This window comes from Pseudoalteromonas sp. 2CM32C (assembly GCF_023161925.1).
Classification (GTDB): Bacteria; Pseudomonadota; Gammaproteobacteria; order Enterobacterales; family Alteromonadaceae; genus Pseudoalteromonas; species Pseudoalteromonas marina.
In genome coordinates this window covers 688031-714423 of the sequence record NZ_JALNTI010000001.1, presented here as the reverse complement: position 1 = coordinate 714423, position 26393 = coordinate 688031, and the positions used below count along the sequence as shown (strand labels likewise).

Below are 26393 nucleotides of genomic sequence, written 5' to 3'. Positions count from 1 at the left end.
AGGTAATGAGGATAGAATTATGGCGTACAGTGATAAAGTAATCGACCACGTAGAAAACCCACGTAACGTAGGTGCTCTAGACAAAAACGATCCGTCAGTGGCAACGGGTATGGTAGGCGCACCAGCATGTGGTGACGTAATGAAATTGCAAATTAAAGTATCGGATACTGGCGTTATTGAAGATGCAAAATTCAAAACCTACGGTTGTGGTAGCGCAATTGCCTCTTCTTCACTTGTAACAGAGTGGGTTAAGGGTAAAACACTTGATGAAGCAGCAACCATCAAAAACACTGATATCAGTGCTGAGCTAGAATTACCACCAGTGAAAATTCACTGTTCAATTTTAGCCGAAGATGCAATTCAAGCAGCAATTGCAGACTACAAAAGCAAACAAGCGAAGTAAGAAGAGAAACTCATGGCAGTGACATTGACAGATGCGGCAGCAAACCGCGTACAATCATTTTTAGCAAACCGCGGCAAAGGGTTAGGTCTGCGCGTTGGCATTAAAACGACGGGCTGTTCAGGTCTTGCTTATGTACTTGAGTTTGTTGACGAGTTAAACGAAGACGATGAAACCTTTGCGGCTAAAGGCGTTACTTTAATAGTTGACGCAAAAAGCTTAGTTTACATCGATGGCACAGAGCTCGACTACACTAAAGAAGGCTTAAATGAAGGGTTTAAATTTAATAACCCTAACCAAGCTGACGAGTGTGGTTGTGGCGAAAGCTTTACCGTTTAATTGCTACGTGTAATTGTATTTTGAAGCCCTGCAACTGTAGGGCTTTGTTATTTCTGAATATTACTGGTTGAAGCTATGCGTTACTTTGAATTATTTGCAGTGCCCGTTGATTATAATATTGATTTAGCAACGATTAATAAAAATTACCTAGAATTGCAGCGTGCTGTACATCCCGACCGCCATGCCAATGCAAGCAGCCGTGATAAGTTAATGTCGGTGCAAAGCGCAGCTGAAATTAACGATGCCTTGCAAACACTTAAGCACCCAGTTAAACGTGCTGAGTATATGTTAAGCGAACTGGGAGTTGATATTCGCGCTGAGCAACAAACACTGCAAGATCCATTATTTTTAATGCAACAAATGGAATTGCGCGAAGAGCTTGAAGAGCTTGCATCAGCGAGTGACCCGGATGCGGCCATTGCTAATTTTGAAAAACAAATAAAACAACTTAACGAGCAATACAGTGCACAACTTGCAGAACAGTTAGCAAGCAGCAACGAGCAACAGTACCAACTCGCTGCCGATAATATTCGTAAACTGAAGTTTGTTTATAAATTACGTGACGAACTAGAACGCATTGAAGACAGTTTATTTGACGATTAATTACTTGCTGTAAAGCGAGCAAAACGAGTTTAAAGAGCATTATGGCATTATTGCAAATTGCTGAGCCGGGGCAAAGCGCGGCACCACACGAACATAAACTAGCCATAGGTATTGACCTTGGTACTACTAATTCATTAGTTGCTACCGTACAAAGTGGCGAAGCGCGCACTTTAACAGATGAGTTAGGTGCGGCAATGTTGCCGTCGGTTGTTCGTTATCAAGCCGGTGGTATTACTGTGGGTAGCGATGCGGCTCAAGCTGCAACACAAGACCCCGCAAATACACTTATTTCGGTAAAGCGTTTTTTAGGTAAAACACAGGCTGAAATAGAGCAAAGCTACGGCCAATTACCGTATGAATTTTGTGAAGATAATGGCTCGCTTGCCATTCAAACAGAGGCTGGAAAAGTCAGCCCAGTTAAAGCGTCAAGCCACATATTAGCCGCGTTGAAAGCGCGTGCAGAACAAAGTTTTGGCAACCAAGAGATTTTAGGCGCTGTTATTACCGTTCCTGCGTATTTCGATGATGCTCAGCGTCAAAGTACTAAAGATGCCGCAGAGCTTGCTGGCATTAACGTATTACGCTTGTTAAACGAGCCAACAGCGGCGGCTGTTGCCTATGGCTTAGATTCGGGCCAAGAAGGGATCATTGCCGTTTACGACTTAGGCGGTGGTACATTTGATATTTCTGTTCTTCGTTTACACCAAGGTGTGTTTGAAGTAATGGCAACTGGCGGCGACTCAAGCTTAGGTGGTGACGATTTTGATTCACTACTCGTTGACTACTTTAAGCAGCAAACCGGTGTATCAGCGTTATCACCTTCGGTTTTACGTTTATTTATTAACAAAGCAAAAGCCTGTAAAGAAGCGTTAAGCCAATACGCAAAAGTAAATGTAGGGCTTGAGTTTGACGGGCAAAACCACACGGTAGAAGTAACGCGCGAAACATTTGACGAAATGGCTATGCCACTGGTTAAAAAAACACTGCGTTCGTGTCGCCGAGCTGTTAAAGATGCTGGCATTGAAAACGAAGAAGTTTTACAAGTTATTATGGTCGGCGGTTCAACGCGTATGCCACTGGTACGCAGCCAAGTACATAGCTTTTTTGATAAAGAACCGCTAACCTCAATCGACCCTGACCGCGTTGTGGCATTGGGTGCAGCACTGCAAGCAGACGTGCTCATTGGCAATAAGCCAGACTCAGACATGTTATTACTTGATGTACTGCCACTGTCGCTTGGACTCGAAACCATGGGCGGTTTGGTTGAAAAAATTATTCCGCGTAACACCACTATTCCGGTAGCGCGTGCTCAAGAATTTACGACGTTTAAAGATGGCCAAACGGCGATGTCTTTGCATGTATTACAAGGTGAGCGTGAGCTAGTTGACGATTGTCGTTCACTTGCTAAGTTTAGCTTAAAAGGTATTCCACCAATGGCAGCTGGCGCTGCGCATATTCGGGTTACCTTTAAAGTAGATGCTGATGGTTTATTAAGTGTCTCAGCGATGGAAAAATCAACGGGTGTGCAAGCCGAAATTCAGGTTAAACCTTCGTTTGGTTTATCTGACGACCAAGTGGCTAATATGCTAAAAGAGTCGATGAGCAACGCAAAAGACGACATGCAAGCACGTATGCTTAAAGAGCAACAAGTTGAGGCTCTTCGTGTTATTGAGGCACTAAATGCTTCATTAGATGCTGATGGCGCGTTACTTGATGACGCTCAGCTTACAAGTTTAAGAGCTGAAATTGCAGAGCTGGTAAAAGTGCGCGAAAATGCTCAACAACCTAGCGAAATTAAAGCGGCTATCGAAAAAGTAGATAACGCCAGTAGTGAATTTGCATCGCGCAGAATGGATGCATCAATTAAAAAAGCCCTAACGGGTCAGTCAGTAGACAACATTTAAGAGAGATCAGAATGCCACAAATTGTTTTTCTTCCACATCCTGAATTGTGTCCTGACGGCGCTGCAATTGAAGCACCTGAGGGGCAAACTGTGCTCGACGCGGCGCTTAAAAATGGCATAAGCATTCCACATGCATGTGAAAAGTCGTGTGCGTGTACTACGTGTCATTTAGTTATTCGTGAAGGGTTTGATTCACTTGATGAAAGTGACGACCTAGAAGACGATATGCTAGACAAAGCGTGGGGCTTAGAGCCTGAGTCGCGCCTTGGTTGCCAAGCAATAATTAAAGATGAAGACTTAGTGGTTGAAATACCTAAGTACAATCTCAATATCGTTAATGAAGAGCACTAGTTTTTAATTAACGACTAATCTATTAAAAGCCGCTGTTTAATACAGCGGCTTTTTTGTTTGTAAATTGTAGGCGTGACGAGTAAAGCTCGTAAGTTATTTTGTAGACGTAAAGAGTTAGCCTTGGCTCTATGCCACGCATTAAAAGCTAACCCCTAAAATATTTTTCGGAGGTGTACTTTGAGTAATCTAATTTTTTGTGACTCGTTTATTGATGGTGAATTTTATAAAACCAATGAACACTTTAGCGTTAACGATCCCGCTACCCAACAAAGTATTATTGAAGTAAGTGATATAGACGAGCAAGGCGTCAATAGCGCCATAACTGCCGCACAGGGCGCTTTTGTAAAATTAAAAAACACTAACGCCACTGAGCGTAGTGAAACGCTAATGCGCTGGTATGAGCTTGTGATCAAGCACAAACAAACATTAGCTGAGCTAATGACTAAAGAGCAAGGTAAGCCACTTAAAGAATCGCTGGGCGAAATAGATTACGGCGCAGGCTTTATAAAATGGTTTGCAGAAGAAGCTAAGCGAAGTTATGGCGATGTGATCCCACCTACCGACAATAACCACCGTTTAACCAGTTTTAAGCAGCCTGTAGGCGTTGTAGCAGGTATTACTCCTTGGAACTTCCCGGTTGCTATGGTGACACGTAAAGTGGCGCCAGCATATGCTGCAGGCTGTAGTTTTATATTAAAGCCTTCTGAGCATACGCCGCTATGCGCGATTGCATTAGCATACCTAGCCGACCAAGCTGGCTTTGTCAAAGGGGCATTTAACGTACTTGTATCGCAAGACGCTAAAACAGTGGGTAAAATGCTCACTGACTCACATATTATCCGTAAGTTTACTTTTACTGGCTCTACAGGTGTTGGTAGCCAATTACTTAAGCAATGTGCCGACACGGTTAAGCGTACCTCAATGGAATTAGGTGGCAATGCGCCGTTTATCATTTTTGATAATGCGGATCTGGATGATGCGATTGACGGGCTTATGGCGGCTAAATTTAGAAACAGTGGCCAAGCTTGTGTAGCCGCAAACCGCATTTTTATTCAGCGCAGTATTTTAGATGAAGTGCTGAGTAAAATTACGCCTAAAGTAGCCTCATTAAAAGTAGCCAATGGGTTTGAAGAGGACGTAGATATTGGCCCCCTTATTTACCCAAAAGCGAAAGAGAAAGTGCAGCAGCTTGTGCAAGATGCACTTGATAAAGGCGCAGACCTAATAGGGGATAACAGCAGCTTAGGCGGCAGCTTTCAAAACCCGCTCATTGTTACTAACGTAACGACTGAAATGGATATATACCACGAAGAAGTATTTGGCCCTGTATTAACGGTCATCCCTTTTGATGAAGAAGCAGAAGTGCTTTCGCTTGCTAATGATGTGCCCTATGGTTTAGCCGCTTATTTTTATAGCCAAGATTTAAAACAAGTTTACCGCATTAGCGAAGGACTTGAGTTTGGCATGATAGGCGTAAATGAAGGGGTAATATCAAACCCCGTTGCCCCGTTTGGTGGGGTAAAACAATCTGGCTTAGGGCGAGAGGGTGGACACCAAGGACTTAATGAATACCTAGAAGAAAAGTACGTGTGTATTAAAATTTAATAGCAATCCGCGATTTTACGCTTAAGGTTCTTAGGCTGTGTTTCGGTAACGTTTGTTTATTACAATAATATGGCGAAATCATGAACTTTTCTTTTTGCTATTGATACAGCAAGGACTAAGTGCTACCTTTGCCACATATTTTTTGTTAATAAAACAACACTAAAAACCAAATAAAAAGTAAAAGGATTTCTATAAGTAGAAATAACCCCGTGTGTAAATGCCACCGTAAGGTGGCATTTTTTTGTTCAGCGTCGTTAATTTTAGTAGGGCATTAACGGATTGGTTTATATCCAGGTAGGTTATTAAGGTCTACGTCATCAAGCTGTTCTGGATTTGCGTATTCACTAATATAATTTTTGTACACGCCGGATTCGATAAAAACAGCGAAAATATCAGGGTCTAAGTGGTTTTTTTCGACCATAGTACCGAGTATAAATAAACACTCACTTACCGGCTTTGCCTTTTTGTAAGGCCTATCTACCGCTGAAAGTGCTTCAAATATATCGGTAATTGCCATTAGTCGAGCAGGCACCGACATTTGCTCTTTGGTGAGACCCCTTGGGTAACCTGTACCGTCGAGTTTTTCATGATGCCCTAATGCATACTCAGATACTTTACTTAAGTGTTTAGGGAACGGCAGGGCGTCTAAAATATTTTTAGTGACATCCATATGACGCTTCATGACATCATGCTCGCCAGCGGTGAGCGTTCCTCTTCGTATTGACAGGTTTTCAACTTCATCATCATTGAGCAGTGGTGTTTTTACGTCATTGATCACTAAGTGGTAGTGTTGTGCAATGCGTTCTATTTGGGCAAGTTCTTTGTCACCTAAAAATTCCCCGCCTACATTTATGCGTTGTAATAAAGCACGGTCCAGTGCAACTTGCTTAAGCTCGGTATCGAGCAGTCGTTCGAGTTGCTGCACCTCTACAGGCTTACCATTTTTCATTGCTGAGATTATTTGTTCTTGGTAGTTAATTTTTAAATCTCGGCTAATGATCTCAAATTTGGCGTCTATGAAGCTGATACGATCAAAAATGGTTTCTAATTTAGTTGCTTTTTCCATGATGTGATCGGGGGTGGCGATTTTTCCGCAGTCATGTAACCAGCCAGCTATATCTAATTGATGACGGTCTGAGTCGCTCATAGAAAATGACGCTAATGGGCCCTTACTTATTGCATTTACCGCATCGGCCAGCATTAACGTTAATGCGGGTACACGCTTACAATGTCCACCGGTATGGGGAGACTTTTCATCGATAGCCATTGCAATGGTTTCAGCAAAAGTAGAAAACAACTCTTCCATTTCTTTAATCAGTGATGAGTTAGTTAATGCAATAGCCCCTAATGAAGCAAACGAGCGTATTAGCGTGACGAGCTCTTCACTAAAGGGAATAATATTATTGTTGCTATCTTTTACGTTTATAAGCTGTATCACACCTAAAATATCATCTTGGTGATCTTTTAAAGGAATAGTTAGCATTGATTGCGTACGATAACCCGTACGAGCATCCATTTCACGCGCAGCGCTCATATCAAATGGCAGTGCAGCGTAAACATCAGGAATATTAATTACTTTGCCTGAATTAACAGCATGGGCAACGATTGCTCGTTGGTTTGGTTTGCCATCGATACACAAGTCAATGTTGGGAAAGCTAACAAAACGATCTGAACCGCCACCCAAGTATAAGTTAAGTGATTTATTGATCACTGTTTCAAACTTAAGCTGATCATCTTCTGTAATCGAATATATACTGCCTGCATCTGAGTTAGCGATAGACATGACAACTTGTAAAATTTCGTCTAACAGCAGTTGTGGCTCTTTTTCGGTAGTAAGGCGAATACTAATATCGATAAAGTGCTGAAGGTTTGTTCTGTCTTTAATGTGCTGAGGCATATTTTTGCTACTTTTTTGTATGTACGAAGGCACCATTCCAATCCTTAGCGAGTGTTTGTATATCTGTACTTTGTATTCTTTCTATGTAAACACGGTAAACGCCTGCGTTTAATACAGCGTTATTTTCTAATTGCTCAAATAAGCTAAGCGCATTTTCCCATTCTTTGTTATGGAAAAGCGTGATGGCTTTAAGCGAGTTATCTATTTCTTTAAGCTGTATTTTATTGAGCTTATTCGTATAATTTATGGGTTCATATAGTGCAATTGAGGTTTTTTTCCCAACCACCTGTACTTTATCTATGAGCCTAAAAGTAATTGCTGAGCAAGCTTGCATTGTTTCTTCAGTGACCAGAATAGCGACACCGTAAAACTTGGTCAAGCTTTCGACTCTAGCACCTAAGTTAACCGCATCACCCAAAACTGTATAGGCTTTACGATATATTGAACCCATGTCTCCTACATTCATATCGCCAGAGCTTAAGCCTACTCCAATACTAATTGCAGGAAGGTTTTGCTGTGCAAACACGGCGTTTATTTCTGCTAGGCCTTCGGTCATTGCTAGAGCCGCTTCTACGCCGTGTTGGGCGTGGTCTTTATCTAGTAACGGGGCATTCCAAAATGCCATGACCATATCGCCAACGTATTTGTCGATAGTACCATTATTATCAAATATTATTTTAGTAATAGAGCTTAAGTATTGGTTTAAATACTCACTTAATTGATGAGCCGACATGCTCTCAGACAGTGACGTAAAACCTCTTATATCGGCAAATAAAACAGTCATATTTCTGCGTTCACTGGTTTTAACTAGGTTACCGCCTTGCTCTATAAGTTGGTTGATACGTTCTGGTGGTACATATTGGTCAAACATCGTTTTTATTTTTTTGCTGTGTTTCATTTCAGCAATAGAACCAACAATAATGTAATAGCTAGCCAGAAGAGTCGTGAGTAATAAGGTCATGAATAAAGGAAGGCTCACCTTTTGTGCTGACCACAAATAAAAATTTATAGCGACGACAACACCAGCAACAATAATTGAGAGTGCCAAAATAAAACGTGCGGTTTTGCCAATACTAAAAAACGACAGCACAAGGCCAGTAATAATAATAATGATCAAACTGGCGCCAAGTGACCAACTCGGTTTTGAAGGAAGTAGTTGTGGGTTCATGAGTCCTTCAAATATATTGGCATGAACTTCAACTCCCGGGTATTGTAAGCCCACAGGGGTGGATCGTAAGTCAGCCAACCCCACAGCAGAGGTGCCAATAAACGCAACGCTTCCTTCAAGCTCTTTCAAGCCAACTCGTTGGGTTAGCACATCGGTTGCTGAGTAATATGGAAAGCTTCGAGCGCCGCCTTTATAAGGAATAAGTACTTGTCCGTATTCATCGGTTTGGATCCATTTATTGTGAAACTTAATGCCTTCAAATAGGGTTATACCATTTGATGTCGTTGAGCGTGTTTCTATTGTGTTGGCTAATGTGTACAAACGGGCGGCCTCAAGGGCCAACGAAGGGTAAAGGGTATCACCTACACGATTAATCAATGCTGCTTTTCGTATAAAGCCATCTTCATCACTATGTGCATTAATAAAACCTTGGCCTGATGCGGCATTTTGTAAATGAGGGATATTAATAATAGCACCCGGGTAGTCATTAATTTGCGAGTTGATGTGATCATCTTCTCGCCAAACCACGCTACTTTTAGATGGCGCTTTATGCTCACTTAATTTGTCGTTAATTAATAAAAACCCTAAGGTAATATCATTTTTTGCCAGCGCTTTAGCCAATTTTGTATCGGCATCTACTTGTTGTTTTATTGTCGAAAGGGGGGTCGAATACTTTGCCGAAAAGTCAGGAAGTTCAGTTATGATTTTAGTGACTGGGTTTACTTCAGGCTCCGAAAAAAATATATCGAAGGCGATAACAATAACACCAGCGTCAGTCAATTTAGTTACTAGCTCAGCTACTTTAGAGCGACTCCAAGGGAAGCGCCCCTGTTCTTGCATGCTTTTTTCATCAATATCGATGATCACTACAGATTCATTTACTTTTCTTGGTGTCTCTGCAAGGGTTAGTTGTAAGCGTGAATCGTAAATAATCCCTTCAACTCGGTTTAAAAGTTTAGCTACAGCGCCTGTCGAAAAAAATTCAATAGATGCTATGAGTAATGTGATCAATACACCAATATAAAAATGCTTTGATGTTATTTTTTTTAATAGGTTAATAGTCAAAGCTCCTAGCGCATTTAAAATTCAAAAACGCGCCCCTCTTTACCACATTCAATACGCACATCCTTGCCGTAGCTTGTTTTTAAATAACGTTCTATTTCGATAAGTTGCTCATCGGTTCTTGATGGGTCGTGACTGATTATCACCATGTTTTTGACTTTCGCTTTTATTGCAAGTTGAGCAACTTGGTCAATAGTGCTGTGGCCCCAGCCATGTTTTAATGGTAAGTCAGCATCAATAAGTTGAGCGTCATGTATAAGTAAATCGGCCCCTTCTATAAATGCTGCCCACTCGCTAATACTGGTTTTAGTTTGCTGAGGTGGGTTAAGCTCGTTGTCGGTCACATATGCCACCTTCGCGCCATCAGCAAATAAGCAATAAGCAGTTCCGCCACCAGGGTGATTTAGCGGTGCGGTGGAGATAGAAAAACCATTAAGGTTAAATTGCGTTTGCGCCGAAAGCTCAGTATTGAGCGTAATGTTTGACGGTAAATCTTGATGGCGAACAGGGAAATAAGAGCCACTCATTTGTTTTAAAATAGCGTGTTGGCTACCTTTATCATCAACATCACCCGCAACAATTGTTATATCGCGATTTGCTTGATAAATAGGTTTAAAAAAAGGAAAGCCCTGAATATGATCCCAATGATTGTGAGTGAGCAAAATATAAATGGGGCTTTGCTGCTCGAGTAAATAATCTCCAAGTTTTGCTATTCCAGTGCCCGAGTCTAATATCAGTGAACTGCCATTATTTTTTGTCACATAAGTACACGATGTATTCCCACCATATAGATGGGTATCGCTACCGGGTGTAGGCATTGAGCCTCTTACCCCAAATAATTCGACTTTCATTTATGGCTCAACTCCATCCGGATAAAAATCAAACTTAGATACACTGATATTATTTGAGCTACCATTATCGCAAGTGCTACTTAAGGCTATTTGCGTGTCAGTTTGTAGAATCAACGAGGAAAATACGAGTGAATTTGTACACAGGTTAGCTTGGTAATAACCAACTCCACTAGTACCAAATGTGTTATCAAGCTCACCATTTGTAGTAATTCGTGCAATTACGCCCTGGTTGTTACTGGTACCGACTAATATAAGTTTATCAGTGCTATCTAGCTTGGCACCTTTAATTAAAGTATTGCCGGTTACAGCTAAACTATATTGGCCAACGCCATTGTCAGCAAAGCTTGTATCTAATGAGCCCGACGAAAGCAGGCGCACAACATTCGCTTTATCAGGTGTAGCGACTAAATTTGCAACTAAATAGATTGCGCCAGATGAGTCGGTTAGTACACTGGCTACTTTGTTGTTGATGTTAGGCGTATCGGTACCTGAATATCTAAACAACTCATTGCCGGTTAAGTTAAGTTTGAGCGCAATTAATGCTGAATCAGCACCTGTTACTAATTCACCAGCAATAAAAATCTCATTGTTATCAATGTGAATTTTAGAAAAATCCTCACCCGTTAACCCTAATAAAACGCCTTCAGTGCCAAAGCTTGTAGCAAGTACCCCTTGCGCTGTGAGCATCATTGCAAATGACTGTGCGTTTGCAGATTGCGTTGCAGTGCCCACTGCAACAATATTGTTACTATTGGTTATTGCTATATCTGATAATGTAAGCGCCTCGGTATTTTCAATGTTGGTTACATAGATGCCATCGGTTGCAAATGTTGTGTCGAGGGAGCCGTCTTGGTCCACTTTGGCTACAAAACCTTGCGAGCCATTGGTGGTTTTTTTAGCACCAGCAAGTAATAAGTTGCCATTGTTTAATTCAGCTAACGCAACGTGTTGCGAGTTTAACTCTATGGCAATTTCTTTGTGGCCCGTTTTACTAAAGCTTGTATCTATTGCGCCTGTGCTGGTAAAACGGGTTAATACTAATTTTATTACACCGTTTGTTTCGGCTGTTGAGGCAAGCATATATTTACCTGCTTGAGCGCCATTACTAAGTTGTATCAATTTCATTGATTTATCGTTTGACGCTTCGCTTATTTCATCAACTGTTAAATAACCTGTGCTATTGAAATTAGTAAATAATGCGGCTTGATCGGTTATCGCTCCAATAAATGGTTTAGTATTGGTGTCGTCATCAATGCCAGCTACCCATAAAGTATCGTTAGAGTCGATAGACGTTGTGTTTACAATTTGTTTAGCATCTATGCCTGAAAGAATGCTGACTCCAGATTCACCGTACGTATCATCAAGTAAACCAGTTGAGCTAATTACGCGAGCTGTAAATACTTGTTCTGCAACAGGTATACCCGTTGTGCCCGAGAGCATTATTTCATTTTTAATTGGCTCGTATTGAATACCCGTTACTTGAGCGCCGCCATTTATAACCCCGTTACCGGTGCCTCCACTTTCACCATCAATGTCATAAATTGCTATTCCGTCGGTATCAAAACTGGTCACTAGCTCGCCATTTTTATCAATGGCTAACATAACAGCTTCTTTTTCACCTGTTTGCCGTGTCATATAGCCACCCGCAAAAGCTATAAAATTAGAATCTGCTAAACCACCAATCGCAAATAACTCATCGTCTTTGTTGCTATCTGGTTGGCCTAAGTCGCTTGATAAGTTAATGATAAGTGGAACGCCACCATTAAAATTACCATCGTTATCTCCATTTGCTTTTAAATAGCGAAGAAGTGAGTTTTTAGTACCATCAGCATCGGTCATGCTGCCCACAACTAAATAGTCTGAGTTTTCAAAGTTTTTAACTGCGTAGCCTTCATCATCGCGATTAGCACCACTTACATCAACGATAGCGGGTGTGGAGTTTTCAAATGACAAGTCGTCGGTTTTATAATGTATCCATAGGCTATCGGTTTGAGTACCATCAAAGTGCTTGCCTACAGCCACTAATTCACTACCATTAACTTCAAGGTCATTAATAACGCTGGTACTGTTTAGCGTTGTACACTTTATACCCGTGTTACTTTCTCCGTCATCGTCATCATCTGAGCCAGTTCTTAATGCTCCTGCAAGATCCATCTTAAGTACGCACGCTTCGTTATTACTGCCATCAAAACTAGAGTAGGCAATAAACAAATCGGTGCCGTCGGAAATAATGGCAGTGGCTTCTTCATCTTGCTCTAAATCAAGTATTTTAGTGCCTGTGGTATTAAATGCGGTATTTGCACCGCCGTTATTAGTGTACGAAACAATAAGAATGTCTTTGTCTGCATTATTGGTAAAGCCCACAAAATATAAATTGTTGTTAAGCACTATGCTGTCATTAAATTGCCCACTTGAAAATACGCTGCCTAGATCAAGCTGCCCTGAAATAGGGCGACCAAATGATGTATCTTCAACAGGAATTAGTGGCTCGGCAACATCAATTATATTAACCGTGATATTAACCGCAGTCGTTTCATTAGGTGTGCCGTTATCTGTTACTTGAATATTTAATATGTATTGAGTTTTGGTTTCATAGTCAAAAGGGGTTTCGCCATTCACGCTTAAAATGCCAGATGATGCATTTATGTTAAATAAAGCAAAATCACCGCCGGCTAATACGTAAGTTAAATCTTGGTTTTCATTATCAGTTGCAACAATGATTCCTATAATGTCGGAATCTGTCGCTTCCTCGTTAATGCTAAAGCTTTGCTCAGTAACTATGGGCGCATCATTGATTGGGTTGATGGTAATGGCCAATGTACTGTTAGCCGTTCCACCATTATTATCACTTGCAGTGTAGGCCACCGTTGCCACGCCGTTTGCATTAGCCTCTGGTGTGTACTGAATTTGGTTGTTTACAATAGTTGCCGTACCTACATCAGCGCTCGCGTTACTTATTACTAAGCTATCGCCATCCACGTCTGAATCGTTAGCGAGTACATCAATAGTAATAGGCGCCGCATCTTCATCCATGGTTGCGGTATCGGCAGTGGCAATGGGTGCATCGTTTATTGGGTTGATAGTAATTGCTAATGTGCTGCTAGCCGTTCCACCATTGTTATCACTTGCAGTGTAAGTTACCGTTGCAACACCATTTGTATTATCAGCAGGCGTGTATTGAACTTGGTTATTTACAATCGTTGCCGTGCCTATATCAGCACTCGCAGTACTAATTACTAAGCTGTCCCCATCCACATCTGAATCGTTAGCGAGCACATCAATAGTGATAGGCGCTGCATCTTCATCCATAGTTGCGGTATCAGCGGTTGCAACGGGTGCATCGTTGATTGGGTTGATAGCAATCGCTAATGTGCTGCTAGCCGTTCCACCATTATTATCGCTCGCAGCGTAAATCACCGTTGCAACGCCGTTTGCATTAGCAGCAGGCGTGTACTGAATTTGGTTATTTACAATAGTTGCAGTGCCTACATCAGCGCTCGCGGTACTTATTACTAAGCTGTCGCCATCCACGTCTGAATCGTTAGCGAGTACGTCAATAGTAATGGGCGCCGCATCTTCATCCATAGTTGCGGTATCAGCGGTTGCAACGGGGGCATCGTTTATTGGGTTGATAGTAATCGCTAATGTGCTGTTAGCCGTTCCACCGTTATTATCGCTCGCAGTGTAAGTCACCATTGCAACGCCGTTTGCATTAGCTGCAGGCGCGTACTGAATTTGGTTATTTACAACACTTACAGCACCCACATCGGCAGTGGTGTTACTGATCACTAAGCCATCACCATCTACATCAGAGTCGTTCGCGAGTACATCAATAGTAATAGGCGCTGCATCTTCATTCATGGTTGCAGTATCAGCAGTGGCAACGGGGGCATCGTTGATTGGGTTGATAGTAATCGCTAATGTGCTGCTAGCCGTTCCACCGTTATTATCGCTTGCCGTGTAAGTGACCGTTGCAACACCGTTTGCATTAGCTGCAGGCGTGTATTGAATTTGGTTGTTTACAACACTTACAGCACCCACATCGGCAGTGGCGTTACTGATTACTAAGCTGTCGCCATCCACATCTGAATCGTTAGCGAGTACATCAATAGTAATAGGCGCTGCATCTTCATCTATATTTGCAGTATCAGCGGTTGCAACGGGTGCATCGTTTATTGGGTTGATAGTAATCGCTAATGTGCTGTTAGCCGTTCCACCGTTATTATCGCTTGCAGTGTAAGTCACCGTTGCAACGCCGTTTGCATTAGCAGCAGGCGTGTACTGAATTTGGTTATTTACAATAGTTGCAGTGCCTACATCAGCGCTCGCGGTACTTATTGCTAAGCTGTCGCCATCCACATCTGAATCGTTAGCGAGTACATCAATAGTAATGGGCGCCGCATCTTCATTCATAGTTGCGGTATCAGCGGTTGCAACGGGTGCATCGTTGATTGGGTTGATAGTAATCGCTAATGTGCTGCTAGCCGTTCCACCGTTATTATCGCTTGCCGTGTAAGTGACCGTTGCAACACCGTTTGCATTAGCTGCAGGCGTGTATTGAATTTGGTTGTTTACAACACTTACAGCACCCACATCGGCAGTGGCGTTACTGATTACTAAGCTGTCGCCATCCACATCTGAATCGTTAGCGAGTACGTCAATAGCAATAGGTGCCGCATCTTCATCCATGGTTGCGGTATCGGCAGTGGCAACGGGCGCATCGTTGATTGGTAAAATAGTAATGCTCAGTGTTGAAGTCGCATTTGCATCTTGCGCATCTTTTATTGAATAAGTCACCGTTGCTACACCATTTGCATCGGGGGCGGGTGCGTACTGAATTTGATTTTCAACAATTAGCGCAGTGCCACTGTCGGCAGAGACCTCGCTTAATATTAAGCTGTCGCCGTCAATATCTGAATCATTGGCTAAAACGTCAATGAGCAATGCAATTGCGTCTTCATTTATGGTAGCAAAGTCAGCGTTTGCAACGGGTGCATCATTTACAGGCGTTACAATAATCGTAACACTTGCGGTACTGTCTTTCTCACCAGGAGAGCCATTTTCATACCCATCAGTAATACTGTAGGTAAGAACAGTTTGCCCAGAAAAGTTGGCCGGCGGGGTATATTCAATTTGCCCATTAACAATGCTTGCTGAGCCAAGTGTGCTATTTACATTAAATAGTGTAATGGTATCGCCGTCAGCGTCTGTGTCATTTGCTAGTACATTAAGCTGTGTTGCGCTGCTATCTTCGGCTATGGTGAACTGATCATCGCTTGCCTCAGGGAAGGTGTTATTTCCACTTTCACTCAGGGTTACTTGAGCGGTTGCGGTTAAGCCCTGATCGTTTGAAATTGAATAAGAAAAACTATCGACCCCAGAAAAATCAGCATTGGGTTGATAAGTGAATGAACCATCACTATTTAAATTGAGCGTGCCGTTTTGAGGCACTGTAACAGGTGTGGTGTTAACAGTAAGTTCGCCAGTTTCTATATTAAAGTCGTTTGCTAGTAGGCCACTTTCAGCTGAGACTGAAAATAGACTATTTCGGCTAAACTGATATGCATCGTTTTGCGCAACCGGGTTATCTGGCTGGCTATTTACAATGATAGTGACAGTTGCTGTGGCACTAGCACCCTGGGAGTCAATGGCTGCATATTGAAACTGGTCTACCCCATTAAAGTTAGCATCAGGTATGTAACTAAAGCTGCCATCAATGCTAAGTAAAAGTTGCCCATGAGTAGGTGCAACTATAAAGGTGTCGTCTACCGTAAATGTGTCATCGTTAGGATCGGTATCATTGCTAAGTACCCCATTTTCTGCAGAGATAACAAGGGTATTATCTTCGTTTACGTTATAACTATCGTTATTAGCAACGGGGGCCGAGTTAGTATTGGTGCTTACAATAAATACAGTTGCTGTAGCTTCACCGCCTTGGTTATCAATAACTTTATATTGAAAGCTATCTTCACCTTGCATATTTGGTTCGCCTTGGTATTCAAAGCTACCGTCAGCAAATAAGGTTAGCTGTCCGCGCAGCGGCTCATTAACAGGCGCTACATCAACCGTAAGTTCATCTAAATCAACATCGCTATCATTACCTAACAAACCGGGAGCTGAAACAGTTAACGTACCATCGTTTGAAATATTATAGGTATTGTTTAGGGCATTAGGCGCATCATTAATTGGGTTGATAGTTATTGCCACAACCGCGGTGTCGGTTCTGCCTAGCTCGTTAATAATTTGATAGCTAAATGCATCTTCACCATTAAAGTTAAACGCAGGCTGATAAGTAAAATCACCCGATTCGGTCATAGTTACTGAGCCATGCGAAGGGGCTACTAATACTTGTGTATTAGCACGCAGTTGTCCACTATACGGATTCGTATCGTTTGTTAGTACATTGCCTTGCAGGGCAGTATCTTCATCAATTTCAAATATATCGTTGTTGGCTGTAGGAGCAAAAGCAAGTTCTCCACCTAGGGGAGCTATGTTTATTAAGTTAGAAAACCCACTTTCACCGCTACCATCTATGCCTGTTATAAGAGCTTGATAGCTTTTGTTTGTAATCGTGTTTGGTATTGTAAAAAAAGGGTCTGAAATGCTTAAAAATTGCTGGCCATTTTCAAGTTCATCAACATTAGAAGGCGACACACCCGGTTGCGTGGCAATGTATACGTTATAACGGTTTAGCTCAGTGTTGGCTTGCCAAGTAAGGTTAATACCTTGATCTTCTCGTTGAGCTGTTACTCCTACAATTTGATGAGGCTGCCAGCTAAACGTAATTGCATCGGCAAGAACTTGGTTTTGCAGTGTATCTGTTATCCATATTTCTAAGCGTAATTCTCCGGTACTTACACCATAAATAGATGGGCTTAGCCCAATAACAGAACGCTCGTATTCATTACCACAATCAGATGAGCAAATAGGCAGGCTTTTATTAACGCCGGGTAATACTAAGTTTATTTCGCTAATGCCGTCGGGATCGCGGGCATTAAGTAAAAATGAAACATTACCCTGTACTGTTTCTGTTTGAGTAAAGCCAATAGTAGCTTGCGAGTTTGCTATAGCTGAGCCCACAGCGCCGCGACTCGCGGTATTTTCACCTAAAATCTGTATTTGTGTTGTTTTATTACTGGCTAAAGCGCCCGCTAAATTTACATAACTTGCAACGGCTGGTGGGTTAACTGTAGCTGTAGGCGCTTGCGCTGACGCTGACGCTTGAGGTTGTTGCTCATCTGAGCCTCCGCAAGCACTTAGTACAAACATCATTGAACCAAGCAAAAAGTGTTTTTTGGCGGTCATTATTTAATACTCCAAAATAAAAGCGGTCTATCCAATGTGTTTACGGTTCTAAAATAAAAGAACCGCTCGCGTTTACATCTGGATTATTAATTTCACTCAACTGAAAGTTACCTATAATGGTGTCTAGGTCATTTAAAAACACCGCGTCTATATCACCTTCTGCTTTATTGTTTCCGTATGAGGCAAACGTAACAGCTAAATCAAGTTCACTTACATTTATTAAACCACTGTACGCGGCATACCATGTACCACCTGCATCATTAAAGCTAATTTCGCCATCGGGCACTGTTCCATTGTCAAAATCAACGGCCATAGTCATAGAAAAGTCGGTAACGCCTCCAGCACTTGAAGCCACACTAAAATCAGAAGCGCTGTAGTTAAAAACACCTTGGCGTTGAGCTATTTGGTCAACTAAAAAGGCGTTATCTACAGCCTGAAATTGCTGCTCAGAGTATGCGTCTGCTGTGCTATCATCTTCTATGATTGTGTTGTTTGTTGAGGCTGTTTGAGTTTGCTCTGTTTCTTCACTTTTGCTATTAGGCTCAATAGTTGCAACGGTTTGATCAAATACAGCTGCGGCACGCGTTGTTGTAAAAACATCACCAGTACTTGTAATTTGTGCAAACGAAAACGCTTCATTATCACCAAGCGACAGCACATTATTATTTGTAAGTGTTAGGTCGATTGCACCATCCCACACAGCTATAAATACATCACTACCTACTAGCTGCACTTCAAAGTGCGTGCCACGAATACCAATTGACCCCACAGGGGTTTTGACGTCATAAGCACCGCCATTTTTTTTGATAACGCCAGATATAGAACGCAGGCCGCCCTTGAGTAACTCAATAGATGCAGACCCTTGTTGTGTATTTTTATCAAACTGGTAATTGGCTATATTAAGTTCTGAATTTTCTTTTAAAGAAATTAAACCGCCATCTAACATTGAAAACTGCGCTTTACTTTGGTTGCCAGTCGTTATTCGGTCTATACCAAAAACAGTATCACGACGCTGCAATTGACGTTGTTGGGCTGCCTCATTTGTTGCTAATACAGAACCACGGGCCAAAATTGTTTTACCCGCTGGCTCACTTGCTTGCGCATAAAAATTTACACACAGTAAGGCGGTAATGATAGGAAGTATGTGTTTCATAAATACCTTAAATTAAAATGAGTAAGAGGCGCTTAAATTAATGTCTAAACGGTCGTATTCGAACAAAGCAATATTGCTGCTTTTATCCTGGTAGTTAGTGGTTAGTTGCAACGCAAAATCACGACTAACTAAGTAGCGAACAGTAGCCGAGAGCATAAGTAGATTATCGGCACGTTCTTGCAAAAATAAAGGATGATCTTCTTGATAATTAATCCATTGGTAACCAGCAAGTGAAAGTAATTGCCAATTTTTGGCTAATTGAGTGTTGGCTTGGTAGTACACACTGGTGCTTTGGCGACTATTAAATTCTCCCTGAGTTAAGTCTGCGTCTTCATTTTTAACATTGACACTAAAGCGGTTAAACCAATACTGTGTTGAATAACTTACTCCTGTATTAATCGCATAAAATGTATTATCGAGCTTGTCGTCAAACCGGTTGTTTAATTCCCCCCCACTGAGCGCTGCAAAAAGGGTAATACCGTCTGATAACGTAAAATCAGCCCCCAAGGTAATAGCCGACTCAGTTCTATAAAGTTCTGAATCAAGCATTAAAGGCGTTGTTGAAGCCTGAACGTGCCAATTAATACTTCCAATATCATAATTGTATGCAGCACTAAAATGGGCATTAACGCGGTCATACTGACTCAGTTCGGCGAATTTATACCATCCAGCGTTAGCGTTTATTACTACAGTGCTTTGTTGGTTAATAGGGTAAGAGTATTTACCTGAGTAATTAAGCTTAGCGTAACTATCATCTGTGCTTTTACTTTCAGGAGATAATAAAAATTCCCCAATTTCAGGAATAATAATTGTATCTTCTGTAGTGCCTGCATTTACGTTGCCATCAACACCTAACGCAAACTCAATATTTTGAGAATAAAAATCACCTGCTCGTTTACTTTGTAAAGCGACCTTATCTAGCAATGCCCTTGCAGAGGTTTTTATAGTGTTTGGCGCCATAGATGAGTTAACAAGTATTAAGGCTTGATTTTGTGCAGCAGGAAAGTTTTTTACCAACATATAAGCGCGAGCTAAAAATAAACGCGCTTCATACCACTTTGGGTTGCTTTCAATGGTGCGCTCAAAAGCAAAAATAGCCTCAGCAGTATGATTTAACTTTAAAGCAGAAACGCCTAACAAAAAATCATAAGTGGGCTCGCCTAAATACTGGTTTTGTTCGTGGCTTAGCTGGTAGGCTTGGTGATATTTTTTTTCAGAGACTAACTTTTGTACATCGATTAAAAACTGACTGTAGCTGTTAATATTTTGTGCAATAGAACTAAAACTGAGGGCGGTTAAATAACTACATAGGAAAAGCTTTAGAATCGGTTTAATCATACTTAGTTATATATCTTGAAAAGTGTAGATATATTTTACAATAAAAATAGGTTTTGAACAGAAAATAAGCGGTTTTTAATGAAAATACATAATAAATTCAATGATATTTAATTTTAATCATCAATATTAACTTATCGAGAACAGTACAGAGCTAACAAATGGAAGATATAGTTGGATTAAAAAAGCTTATTTATGGTGATTAACGTGTAGTTTTTATTCACAGGGGAAGGTTGTGGAGAAAAAAATGGGGCGATTGACGGGGCTTGAACCCGCGACAACCGGAATCACAATCCGGGGCTCTACCAACTGAGCTACAACCGCCACTACACACCTTGTTTGGTGTGGCGCGCATAATACATAAAATAATAAACCTTGTGAAGCCTTAAATTAAAAAAAATTAAATTTAAAAATAAAATCTAAAAATTCACTATCGTACAGCGAAAGTTCAGTAAAGCTTGTTCAAGCTATGCGCGATTAAAAACTATAAACAATTCGCCATATATATAGTATGAATTCATTAATAAATGAGAATAAATTGTAAATTAATGTATAATGCTATCCGGAAAAACACTAATCAAAAACATTTGGAGTAAACATGGATTCAGTACTTAATTGGCTTAATGATAACTCAGGCTTAATTTTACACTATAGTATTCAAGCAGTTGTTGCGCTTATTATCTTTTTAATAGGTAGTAGGGTTTCTAAGTTTTGTTCTAACTTGACAGAAAAAGGGTTTGCAAAAAAACAGGTAGACAAAGCGGTTGGCTCTTTTGTAGCAAGCATTGTGTATACCCTTGTATTTGCATTAACAGTACTAATGGCGCTTTCGCAAATTGGTATTGAAACAACGTCATTCATTGCTATTTTAGGTGCAGCCGGCTTAGCGGTAGGTTTGGCTCTGCAAGGTTCACTGTCTAATTTTGCGTCGGGTGTACTAATCATTTTACTTCGTCCGTTTAAATCGGGTGATTTTGTAGAAGCCGGTGGCAAATCTGGTACGGTTAAAAAAATCGAAATATTCTCTACAGAACTTCGCACACCAGATAATAAAGTAATTATTGTGCCAAACTCTCAAATTATGTCAGGTGCGATTACAAACGTATCGCGCGAATCAACTCGTCGTATCGATTTAGTAATTGGTGTTGGTTACGATGCTGATTTACGTCAGGCAAAAGAAGTATTAAAATCAGTACTTGATGCAGAAACACGCTTACTTACAGACCCTGCTTATACCGTAGCTGTTTCTGAACTAGGTGATTCAAGCGTTAACTTTGTTGTGCGTCCTTGGGTTAATGCTGCTGACTACTGGCCTACATATTTTTCACTAATGGAAAATATTAAAATTGCATTAGATGACGCAAATATTTCAATTCCATTTCCGCAAATGGATGTTCATTTACACAAGCAAGACTAATTTTTAGTATTAAATAGGTTATTTTTAATGAAATTAAAGCTTTTATCAGTGTTAGTTGCAGCTTCTGCTGCGACTAACGCTTTCGCTGAAGATGCAGAGCAAAAAACGTGGGAAGTTACCAGTGAGCTTGGTGCTATTGTTACTAGTGGTAACACTGAAACAACAACGCTTAAAGGTGGTATTAAAGTACAACACAACCTAGAAAGCTGGAACAACGAGTACAAGCTTGACGGAATCTACAAAGAAGATGAAGTTGATGATGCTAACGGTAACAAAGTTACTCAACGTACAAACGAAAAGTACTCAATTTCGGCCCAAGGTAACTACAAATTAAATGAAGAGCATTCTCACTTATTCATTTATGGTTCACACGTTTCAGACTACTTTGGCGCATACCGCAGTGAGTCTGTAATTTCAGCGGGTTATGGCTTACGTTTGTTAAATGAAAAAACAATGTGGTTAAGCGCAGAGATTGGTCCGGGTTACAAATACTTTGAGTACCCAGATGACAGCACTGAAGTAGACGAAAATGGCAATCCACTTGCCGGTGAGTTTGAAGGTGAAGTGATTGCCCTTGGTAAATTAGACTACAATTGGCAAATTTCTGATAATGCACGTTTTACGCAGTTAGTGGCGGTTGAATACGGTGACACGAACACTAAAACACGTTCAGAAACGGCATTGCTTGCTAAAATTAATGGCTCTCTACAAATGAAAGTGGCTTTTAATGTTACCAACAACTCAGACGTTGCTGATGACAAAGAAAGCACAGACACAGAGACGTCATTCACACTAGTTTACAGTTTTTAACCAAAACCATTAAATTAGTGACACTAAAATGACAAAAGGGGCGAAAGTCCCTTTTTTATTTGCCTCAGATTAATGTATTATAGCCACCAATTTTGGTTGTAGACCTAGGGATATACCTACTCGTGAAAGTTTTTACACAATTATTAAGTGCTTTTGTTCTTTTATTTAGCATTAACGCTATGGCTTTTACGCCAACTGCTTCGCAGCTAGAGCAATTTAAAAAACTACCTAAATCACAACAAGAAGCCTTAGCTAGGCAGTATGGTGTTGACCTTTCTTCAATAACAGGATCAAATCAACCAAGCAATCAAACACAAACCGATCAGCCAACGATTGGCGAACGCGAAGAACCACAGCAAGCAGAACTCACCGATGACGAGCGCTTTAATCCAAAAAAAGATGAATTAAAACCATTTGGTTATTCACTGTTTGCCGGTGAGCCAACCACTTTTATGCCAAATGAAGGCGCAGCAGTTCCTGACACTTATTTAGTAGGCCCTGGTGATCAGTTAAACATTAACTTTTATGGTAAAGAAAGTGAAAGTTTTGATGTTACAGTCGATCGTGAAGGCAGAATTAGCATTCCTGATTTAACACCAGTCCAAGTAGCGGGCTTAACGTTTGCAGAAGTAAAAGCGCTTATTAATGCTAAGGTAGAGCAAGAAGTTATTGGCGTAAAAGCGTTTGTATCGCTTGGGCAGTTACGCAGTATGCGTATTTTAGTATTAGGTGAGGCTTACAAACCGGGTAGCTATAGTGTTTCGTCTTTAACCACCGTATCGCATGCATTATTTGTCAGTGGTGGTGTATCTGACATTGCTTCTCTTCGTAATATTCAAGTTAAACGCGCTGGTAAAGTGGTTAGTAACTTCGATTTATACGATTTACTGATCAAAGGTGATAGCAGTAAAGATATAGTATTAAAACCTGGGGACGTTGTATTTGTACCTTCTGTTGGTTCACAAGTAACGGTTGAAGGCCTTGTAAAACGCCCGGCTATTTTTGAACTTAAACAAGGTGAAACGGCTAAACAACTTTTAAACATGGCCGGCGGATTAAAACCAGAGGCTTATGCTAAAAACGTGGTTGTTGAGCGTTTTAATAATCAGCGTAAAGAAATACTCTCTGTTGATTTTAGCAAAAGTAACATTAACTATATTCCACAAGATGGCGACCGAGTTCGTTTTAATTCGGTAAGTTCACAATACGAAAACTCAATCAGCCTAATTGGTGCAGTTGCTCGCCCAGGTAACTATCAGTGGTATCAAGGTAAACGCATTTCAGATGTGCTTAAGTCCGTGCGCGGCGATTTACTCCCTCAGGCAGATTTAAGCTACGGTTTATTAATTCGTGAAACAAACATTAATGGTGACATAGAAGCGCACCAATTTGATGTAGCGCAAGCGATTATTAAAAACGCTGACAATAACCTAGCGCTAAAAGCTAATGATAAAATCATTGTATTTAGCCGCTTTGAAGAAAAAGAAATAGAAAAAACAGCGCTTGAAAACATGGCGCTAAGCCAAAAGCAACAAGAGCAACAACTTAAAGCCAAGCAATGGCATAAGTTTAAACAAAAAGAGTTTGAAAAATACATCGGTATAAGTCAAAAAGATGAAACTATTAAAAAAAATCAGCAAGGGCTTACAATTGCTGATTTCTCAAAACGTAAAGCGAATCAACAATCGCAAGAATTAAAAGCAGAAGACTATGCTTTTTTTAGTCGCCATAACTTACTTCTTCCTATTATCGAAAAGTTAAAACAGCAAGCATCAATATCGCAAGCTATGCAACTAGTTGAAATTAACGGTAACGTCACTTACCCGGGTATTTACCCTCTTACAGTGAGTGGCGAAGTAGCCGACTTAGTAACCGCAGCCGGTGGCTTATTAGAATCCGCTTATACTAAACAAGCTGAAATAACGCGCATTGTTTTAGGTGATGCCTCTCAGGTAGAACATGTACGATTTGATCTTGAAAGTGCACTAAAAGGTGAATCACAAAACAATATTACCCTTCGTAGCAAAGACAGCATTAACATTTTCTCGATTCCTAACTGGCAAGAAAATGTAAAGGTAGAGCTAAAAGGCGAACTGAAATTCCCGGGTACCTACACTATTCGCCGGGGCGAAACGCTCACTGATTTACTTAAACGTGCAGGTGGATTTTCTGATTTTGCAGAACAAAACGCAGCAATATTTACCCGTGTTTCTATAAAAGAGCAAGAGCAACAACAGCTTGCTCGTTTATCAACCGAGCTTCGCCGCGATATTGCTTCTAAAAGCTTCCAAAACTCAGTTAGCGGTAACTCTCTTTCATACGATGAGATGGATAAACTACTAAACGATTTAGCTAGTGTTGAAGCGGTAGGACGTTTAGTTATTGATTTACCATTAATAGTAAATAACCAACAAAACTTAGTACTACAAAATGGCGATACGCTTTACGTACCAAGTAAGCGTGATTCTATAAGCATTATTGGTGAAGTTAACTATTCTACATCGCATCTTTATAAAGCTGGTGTAAGTGTTGATGATTACATTGACCTAAGCGGCGGCCTTAAAGAGCGAGCTGCAGAAGACCGCATTTACATTATTAAAGCCAATGGCTCTGTTGAAATTCCAAATACAGGAGGCTGGTTCGCGGCTAATAATGCAAACCAGTTAGAGCCAGGCGATACAATAGTGGTCCCTATGGATGCTGGGCACATGGATAAGCTAACACTGTGGAGCACTGCGACGCAGATCCTTTATCAACTAGGTGTAGCAGTAGCCGCAATTGGTAGCCTTTAATTAAAGCAATAAACTAGCAACTAAAGCCAAAGAAAACCTTTGGCTTTAGTTGGCATGTACAAGATAGTAAAAACAAAATTTATATTTTTATCAGGCCTTAGGAACTGCAACCTAGGGGCGGAAGCGTGCTCTAGGGGCTATGCAAGCAAATAATTCTGCCTTCAGTTTAGAACGAGAGAAACTCTGCGACGAATTGGATCGCAATCCTGGCTGCCAGACTAATAAATAGCTTTAGCTATCAACCGAGATTTATATGAACAATAACAAAGCAAGTATAAAAGAAAATAACGATTACGTACAAAGCCATGACATCGCCGACGACGAAATAAACTTGCGTGAACTCTTTGCCGTAATTTGGAAGGGTAAATGGATAATTATAGCTGTAACTGCCTTGTTTGCTCTGGCATCCGTTTTTTATGCAATCCACTTACCTAATATTTATAAGTCAGAGGCGTTGTTAGCTCCTGCAGAGCAAGAAAATTCAGGTGGTTTAGCTGGCTTAGCAGGCCAGTTCGGTGGTTTAGCGAGTTTGGCTGGCGTTAATTTAGGTGGCGGTTCAAGCAATAAAGCACAATTAGCAATTGAGGTGTTAAAATCACGCCAATTCACCAGCGATTTTATTAAAAAGCACAACATTCTCCCTGATTTAATGTCCGCTAAAACATGGAATATGCAAACAGATGCCATTATCCATGACAGCGAAATATACAATGCTCAAAATAATAAATGGGTGCGAGAAGTTTCTGCACCTTTTAAACCAAAGCCTTCAATGCAAGAGGCATATAAAGAGTTTAGTAAAATTCTTAGTGCCAGCACAGATAAAGAAACAGGCATGGTTAAAATATCGATTGAGCATGTTTCTCCAACTATTGCTCAACAATGGGTGAGCTGGTTAATACAAGATATTAACCAAACCATGAAGCAGCGTGATGTGTTAGAGGCAATAAAAAGTACCGACTTTTTAACTCAACAACTAGAACAAACTAAAATTGCTGATATACGTGCTGTTCTCTATAAACTTGTTGAAGAGCAAACTAAAACAATTATGTTTGCAAAAGTGCGCGACGAATATGTATTTAAAACTATAGACGCAGCACTCGTGCCAGAAGAAAAGTTTAAACCTAAGCGTGCTTTAATCTGTGTGCTGGGTTTACTTTTAGGTGGGATGTTAAGTGTAATGATAGTATTGATCAGACATTTTGTTGGTAATTCCAAATCCTGATTTGGAACCTGCTTTCGGGGCTGTTGGACACGTTTAAATAAAAGTATAAAAACAAGTAATTATAATGGGGTAGTTAAATTGACTGTCTCAATTTAGAAAAAGTGTCTCAGTCCTTAATTAAATGACTGAGACACTTTGTAGAAATAAAACATAATTAGGACTGCGCAAAGCGTCTTTGCA

General features: G+C 40.8%; 16 protein-coding genes and 1 tRNA gene. 10 read left to right on the top strand and 7 right to left on the bottom strand.

Features of this window, described 5'->3' with window-relative positions; genetic code table 11:
• Nucleotides 1–19: 19 nt before the first annotated feature.
• The 6 genes from iscU (at nucleotide 20) to MTF67_RS03310 (ending at nucleotide 5201) form a co-directional block, all read left to right on the top strand.
• Nucleotides 20–403 (top strand): Fe-S cluster assembly scaffold IscU, encoded by a 384-nt coding sequence (gene iscU / locus MTF67_RS03335; protein ID WP_006791975.1) that lies wholly within the window; start codon nucleotides 20–22, stop codon nucleotides 401–403.
• Nucleotides 404–415: 12 nt separating this feature from the next.
• A complete protein-coding gene (iscA, locus tag MTF67_RS03330; RefSeq protein WP_006791976.1) occupies nucleotides 416–739 on the top strand; it encodes an iron-sulfur cluster assembly protein IscA in 324 nt (107 codons plus the stop codon).
• A 75-nt stretch (nucleotides 740–814) separates the two neighbouring features.
• Nucleotides 815–1342 carry a co-chaperone HscB gene (hscB, locus tag MTF67_RS03325; RefSeq protein WP_008131647.1) on the top strand — a complete coding sequence of 176 codons (528 nt, stop codon included), beginning with the start codon at nucleotides 815–817 and terminating at the stop codon, nucleotides 1340–1342.
• Nucleotides 1343–1383: 41 nt separating this feature from the next.
• The gene (gene hscA / locus MTF67_RS03320) at nucleotides 1384–3246 is read left to right on the top strand and encodes a Fe-S protein assembly chaperone HscA (RefSeq protein ID WP_248518697.1); all 1863 of its coding nucleotides are present in this window, start codon (nucleotides 1384–1386) and stop codon (nucleotides 3244–3246) included.
• Between the two features lie 11 nt (nucleotides 3247–3257).
• Nucleotides 3258–3596, top strand: coding sequence for an ISC system 2Fe-2S type ferredoxin (gene fdx / locus MTF67_RS03315; protein ID WP_248518696.1), 339 nt, complete (start codon nucleotides 3258–3260; stop codon nucleotides 3594–3596).
• A 177-nt stretch (nucleotides 3597–3773) separates the two neighbouring features.
• Nucleotides 3774–5201: an NAD-dependent succinate-semialdehyde dehydrogenase gene (locus MTF67_RS03310; RefSeq protein WP_248518695.1), complete on the top strand. Its 1428-nt coding sequence runs from the start codon at nucleotides 3774–3776 to the stop codon at nucleotides 5199–5201.
• Between the two features lie 271 nt (nucleotides 5202–5472).
• Here MTF67_RS03310 and MTF67_RS03305 read toward each other — a convergent pair whose 3' ends face one another.
• The 7 genes from MTF67_RS03305 to MTF67_RS03275 all read right to left on the bottom strand — a co-directional run bounded on the left by MTF67_RS03305 (nucleotide 5473) and on the right by MTF67_RS03275 (nucleotide 20296).
• Nucleotides 5473–7134 (bottom strand): HD family phosphohydrolase, encoded by a 1662-nt coding sequence (locus MTF67_RS03305; RefSeq protein WP_248518694.1) that lies wholly within the window; start codon nucleotides 7132–7134, stop codon nucleotides 5473–5475.
• On the bottom strand, nucleotides 7106–9331 hold the full coding sequence (locus MTF67_RS03300) for an adenylate/guanylate cyclase domain-containing protein (protein ID WP_248518693.1): 2226 nt from the start codon (nucleotides 9329–9331) through the stop codon (nucleotides 7106–7108). The genes MTF67_RS03305 and MTF67_RS03300 overlap by 29 nt, the downstream gene beginning before the upstream one ends.
• 14 nt (nucleotides 9332–9345) lie before the next feature.
• Nucleotides 9346–10179: an MBL fold metallo-hydrolase gene (locus MTF67_RS03295; protein WP_248518692.1), complete on the bottom strand. Its 834-nt coding sequence runs from the start codon at nucleotides 10177–10179 to the stop codon at nucleotides 9346–9348.
• Nucleotides 10180–17484: an Ig-like domain-containing protein gene (locus MTF67_RS03290; protein ID WP_248518691.1), complete on the bottom strand. Its 7305-nt coding sequence runs from the start codon at nucleotides 17482–17484 to the stop codon at nucleotides 10180–10182.
• Nucleotides 17485–17524: 40 nt separating this feature from the next.
• Nucleotides 17525–18637, bottom strand: coding sequence for a FecR family protein (locus tag MTF67_RS03285; protein ID WP_248518690.1), 1113 nt, complete (start codon nucleotides 18635–18637; stop codon nucleotides 17525–17527).
• Between the two features lie 12 nt (nucleotides 18638–18649).
• A complete protein-coding gene (locus MTF67_RS03280; RefSeq protein WP_248518689.1) occupies nucleotides 18650–19975 on the bottom strand; it encodes a hypothetical protein in 1326 nt (441 codons plus the stop codon).
• Nucleotides 19976–20220: 245 nt separating this feature from the next.
• A tRNA-His gene (locus MTF67_RS03275) sits at nucleotides 20221–20296 on the bottom strand.
• A gap of 274 nt (nucleotides 20297–20570) precedes the next feature.
• Here MTF67_RS03275 and MTF67_RS03270 point away from each other — a divergent pair.
• The 4 genes from MTF67_RS03270 (at nucleotide 20571) to MTF67_RS03255 (ending at nucleotide 26213) form a co-directional block, all read left to right on the top strand.
• Nucleotides 20571–21389 (top strand): mechanosensitive ion channel domain-containing protein, encoded by an 819-nt coding sequence (locus tag MTF67_RS03270; protein ID WP_039036290.1) that lies wholly within the window; start codon nucleotides 20571–20573, stop codon nucleotides 21387–21389.
• A gap of 27 nt (nucleotides 21390–21416) precedes the next feature.
• Entirely contained in the window at nucleotides 21417–22199 is a 783-nt protein-coding gene (locus tag MTF67_RS03265; RefSeq protein ID WP_010555578.1) for a DUF481 domain-containing protein, read from the top strand.
• A gap of 122 nt (nucleotides 22200–22321) precedes the next feature.
• Nucleotides 22322–24991, top strand: coding sequence for an SLBB domain-containing protein (locus tag MTF67_RS03260; protein ID WP_039036292.1), 2670 nt, complete (start codon nucleotides 22322–22324; stop codon nucleotides 24989–24991).
• A 253-nt stretch (nucleotides 24992–25244) separates the two neighbouring features.
• Nucleotides 25245–26213: a Wzz/FepE/Etk N-terminal domain-containing protein gene (locus MTF67_RS03255; RefSeq protein WP_039036293.1), complete on the top strand. Its 969-nt coding sequence runs from the start codon at nucleotides 25245–25247 to the stop codon at nucleotides 26211–26213.
• The last annotated feature ends 180 nt before the right edge of the window (nucleotides 26214–26393 follow it).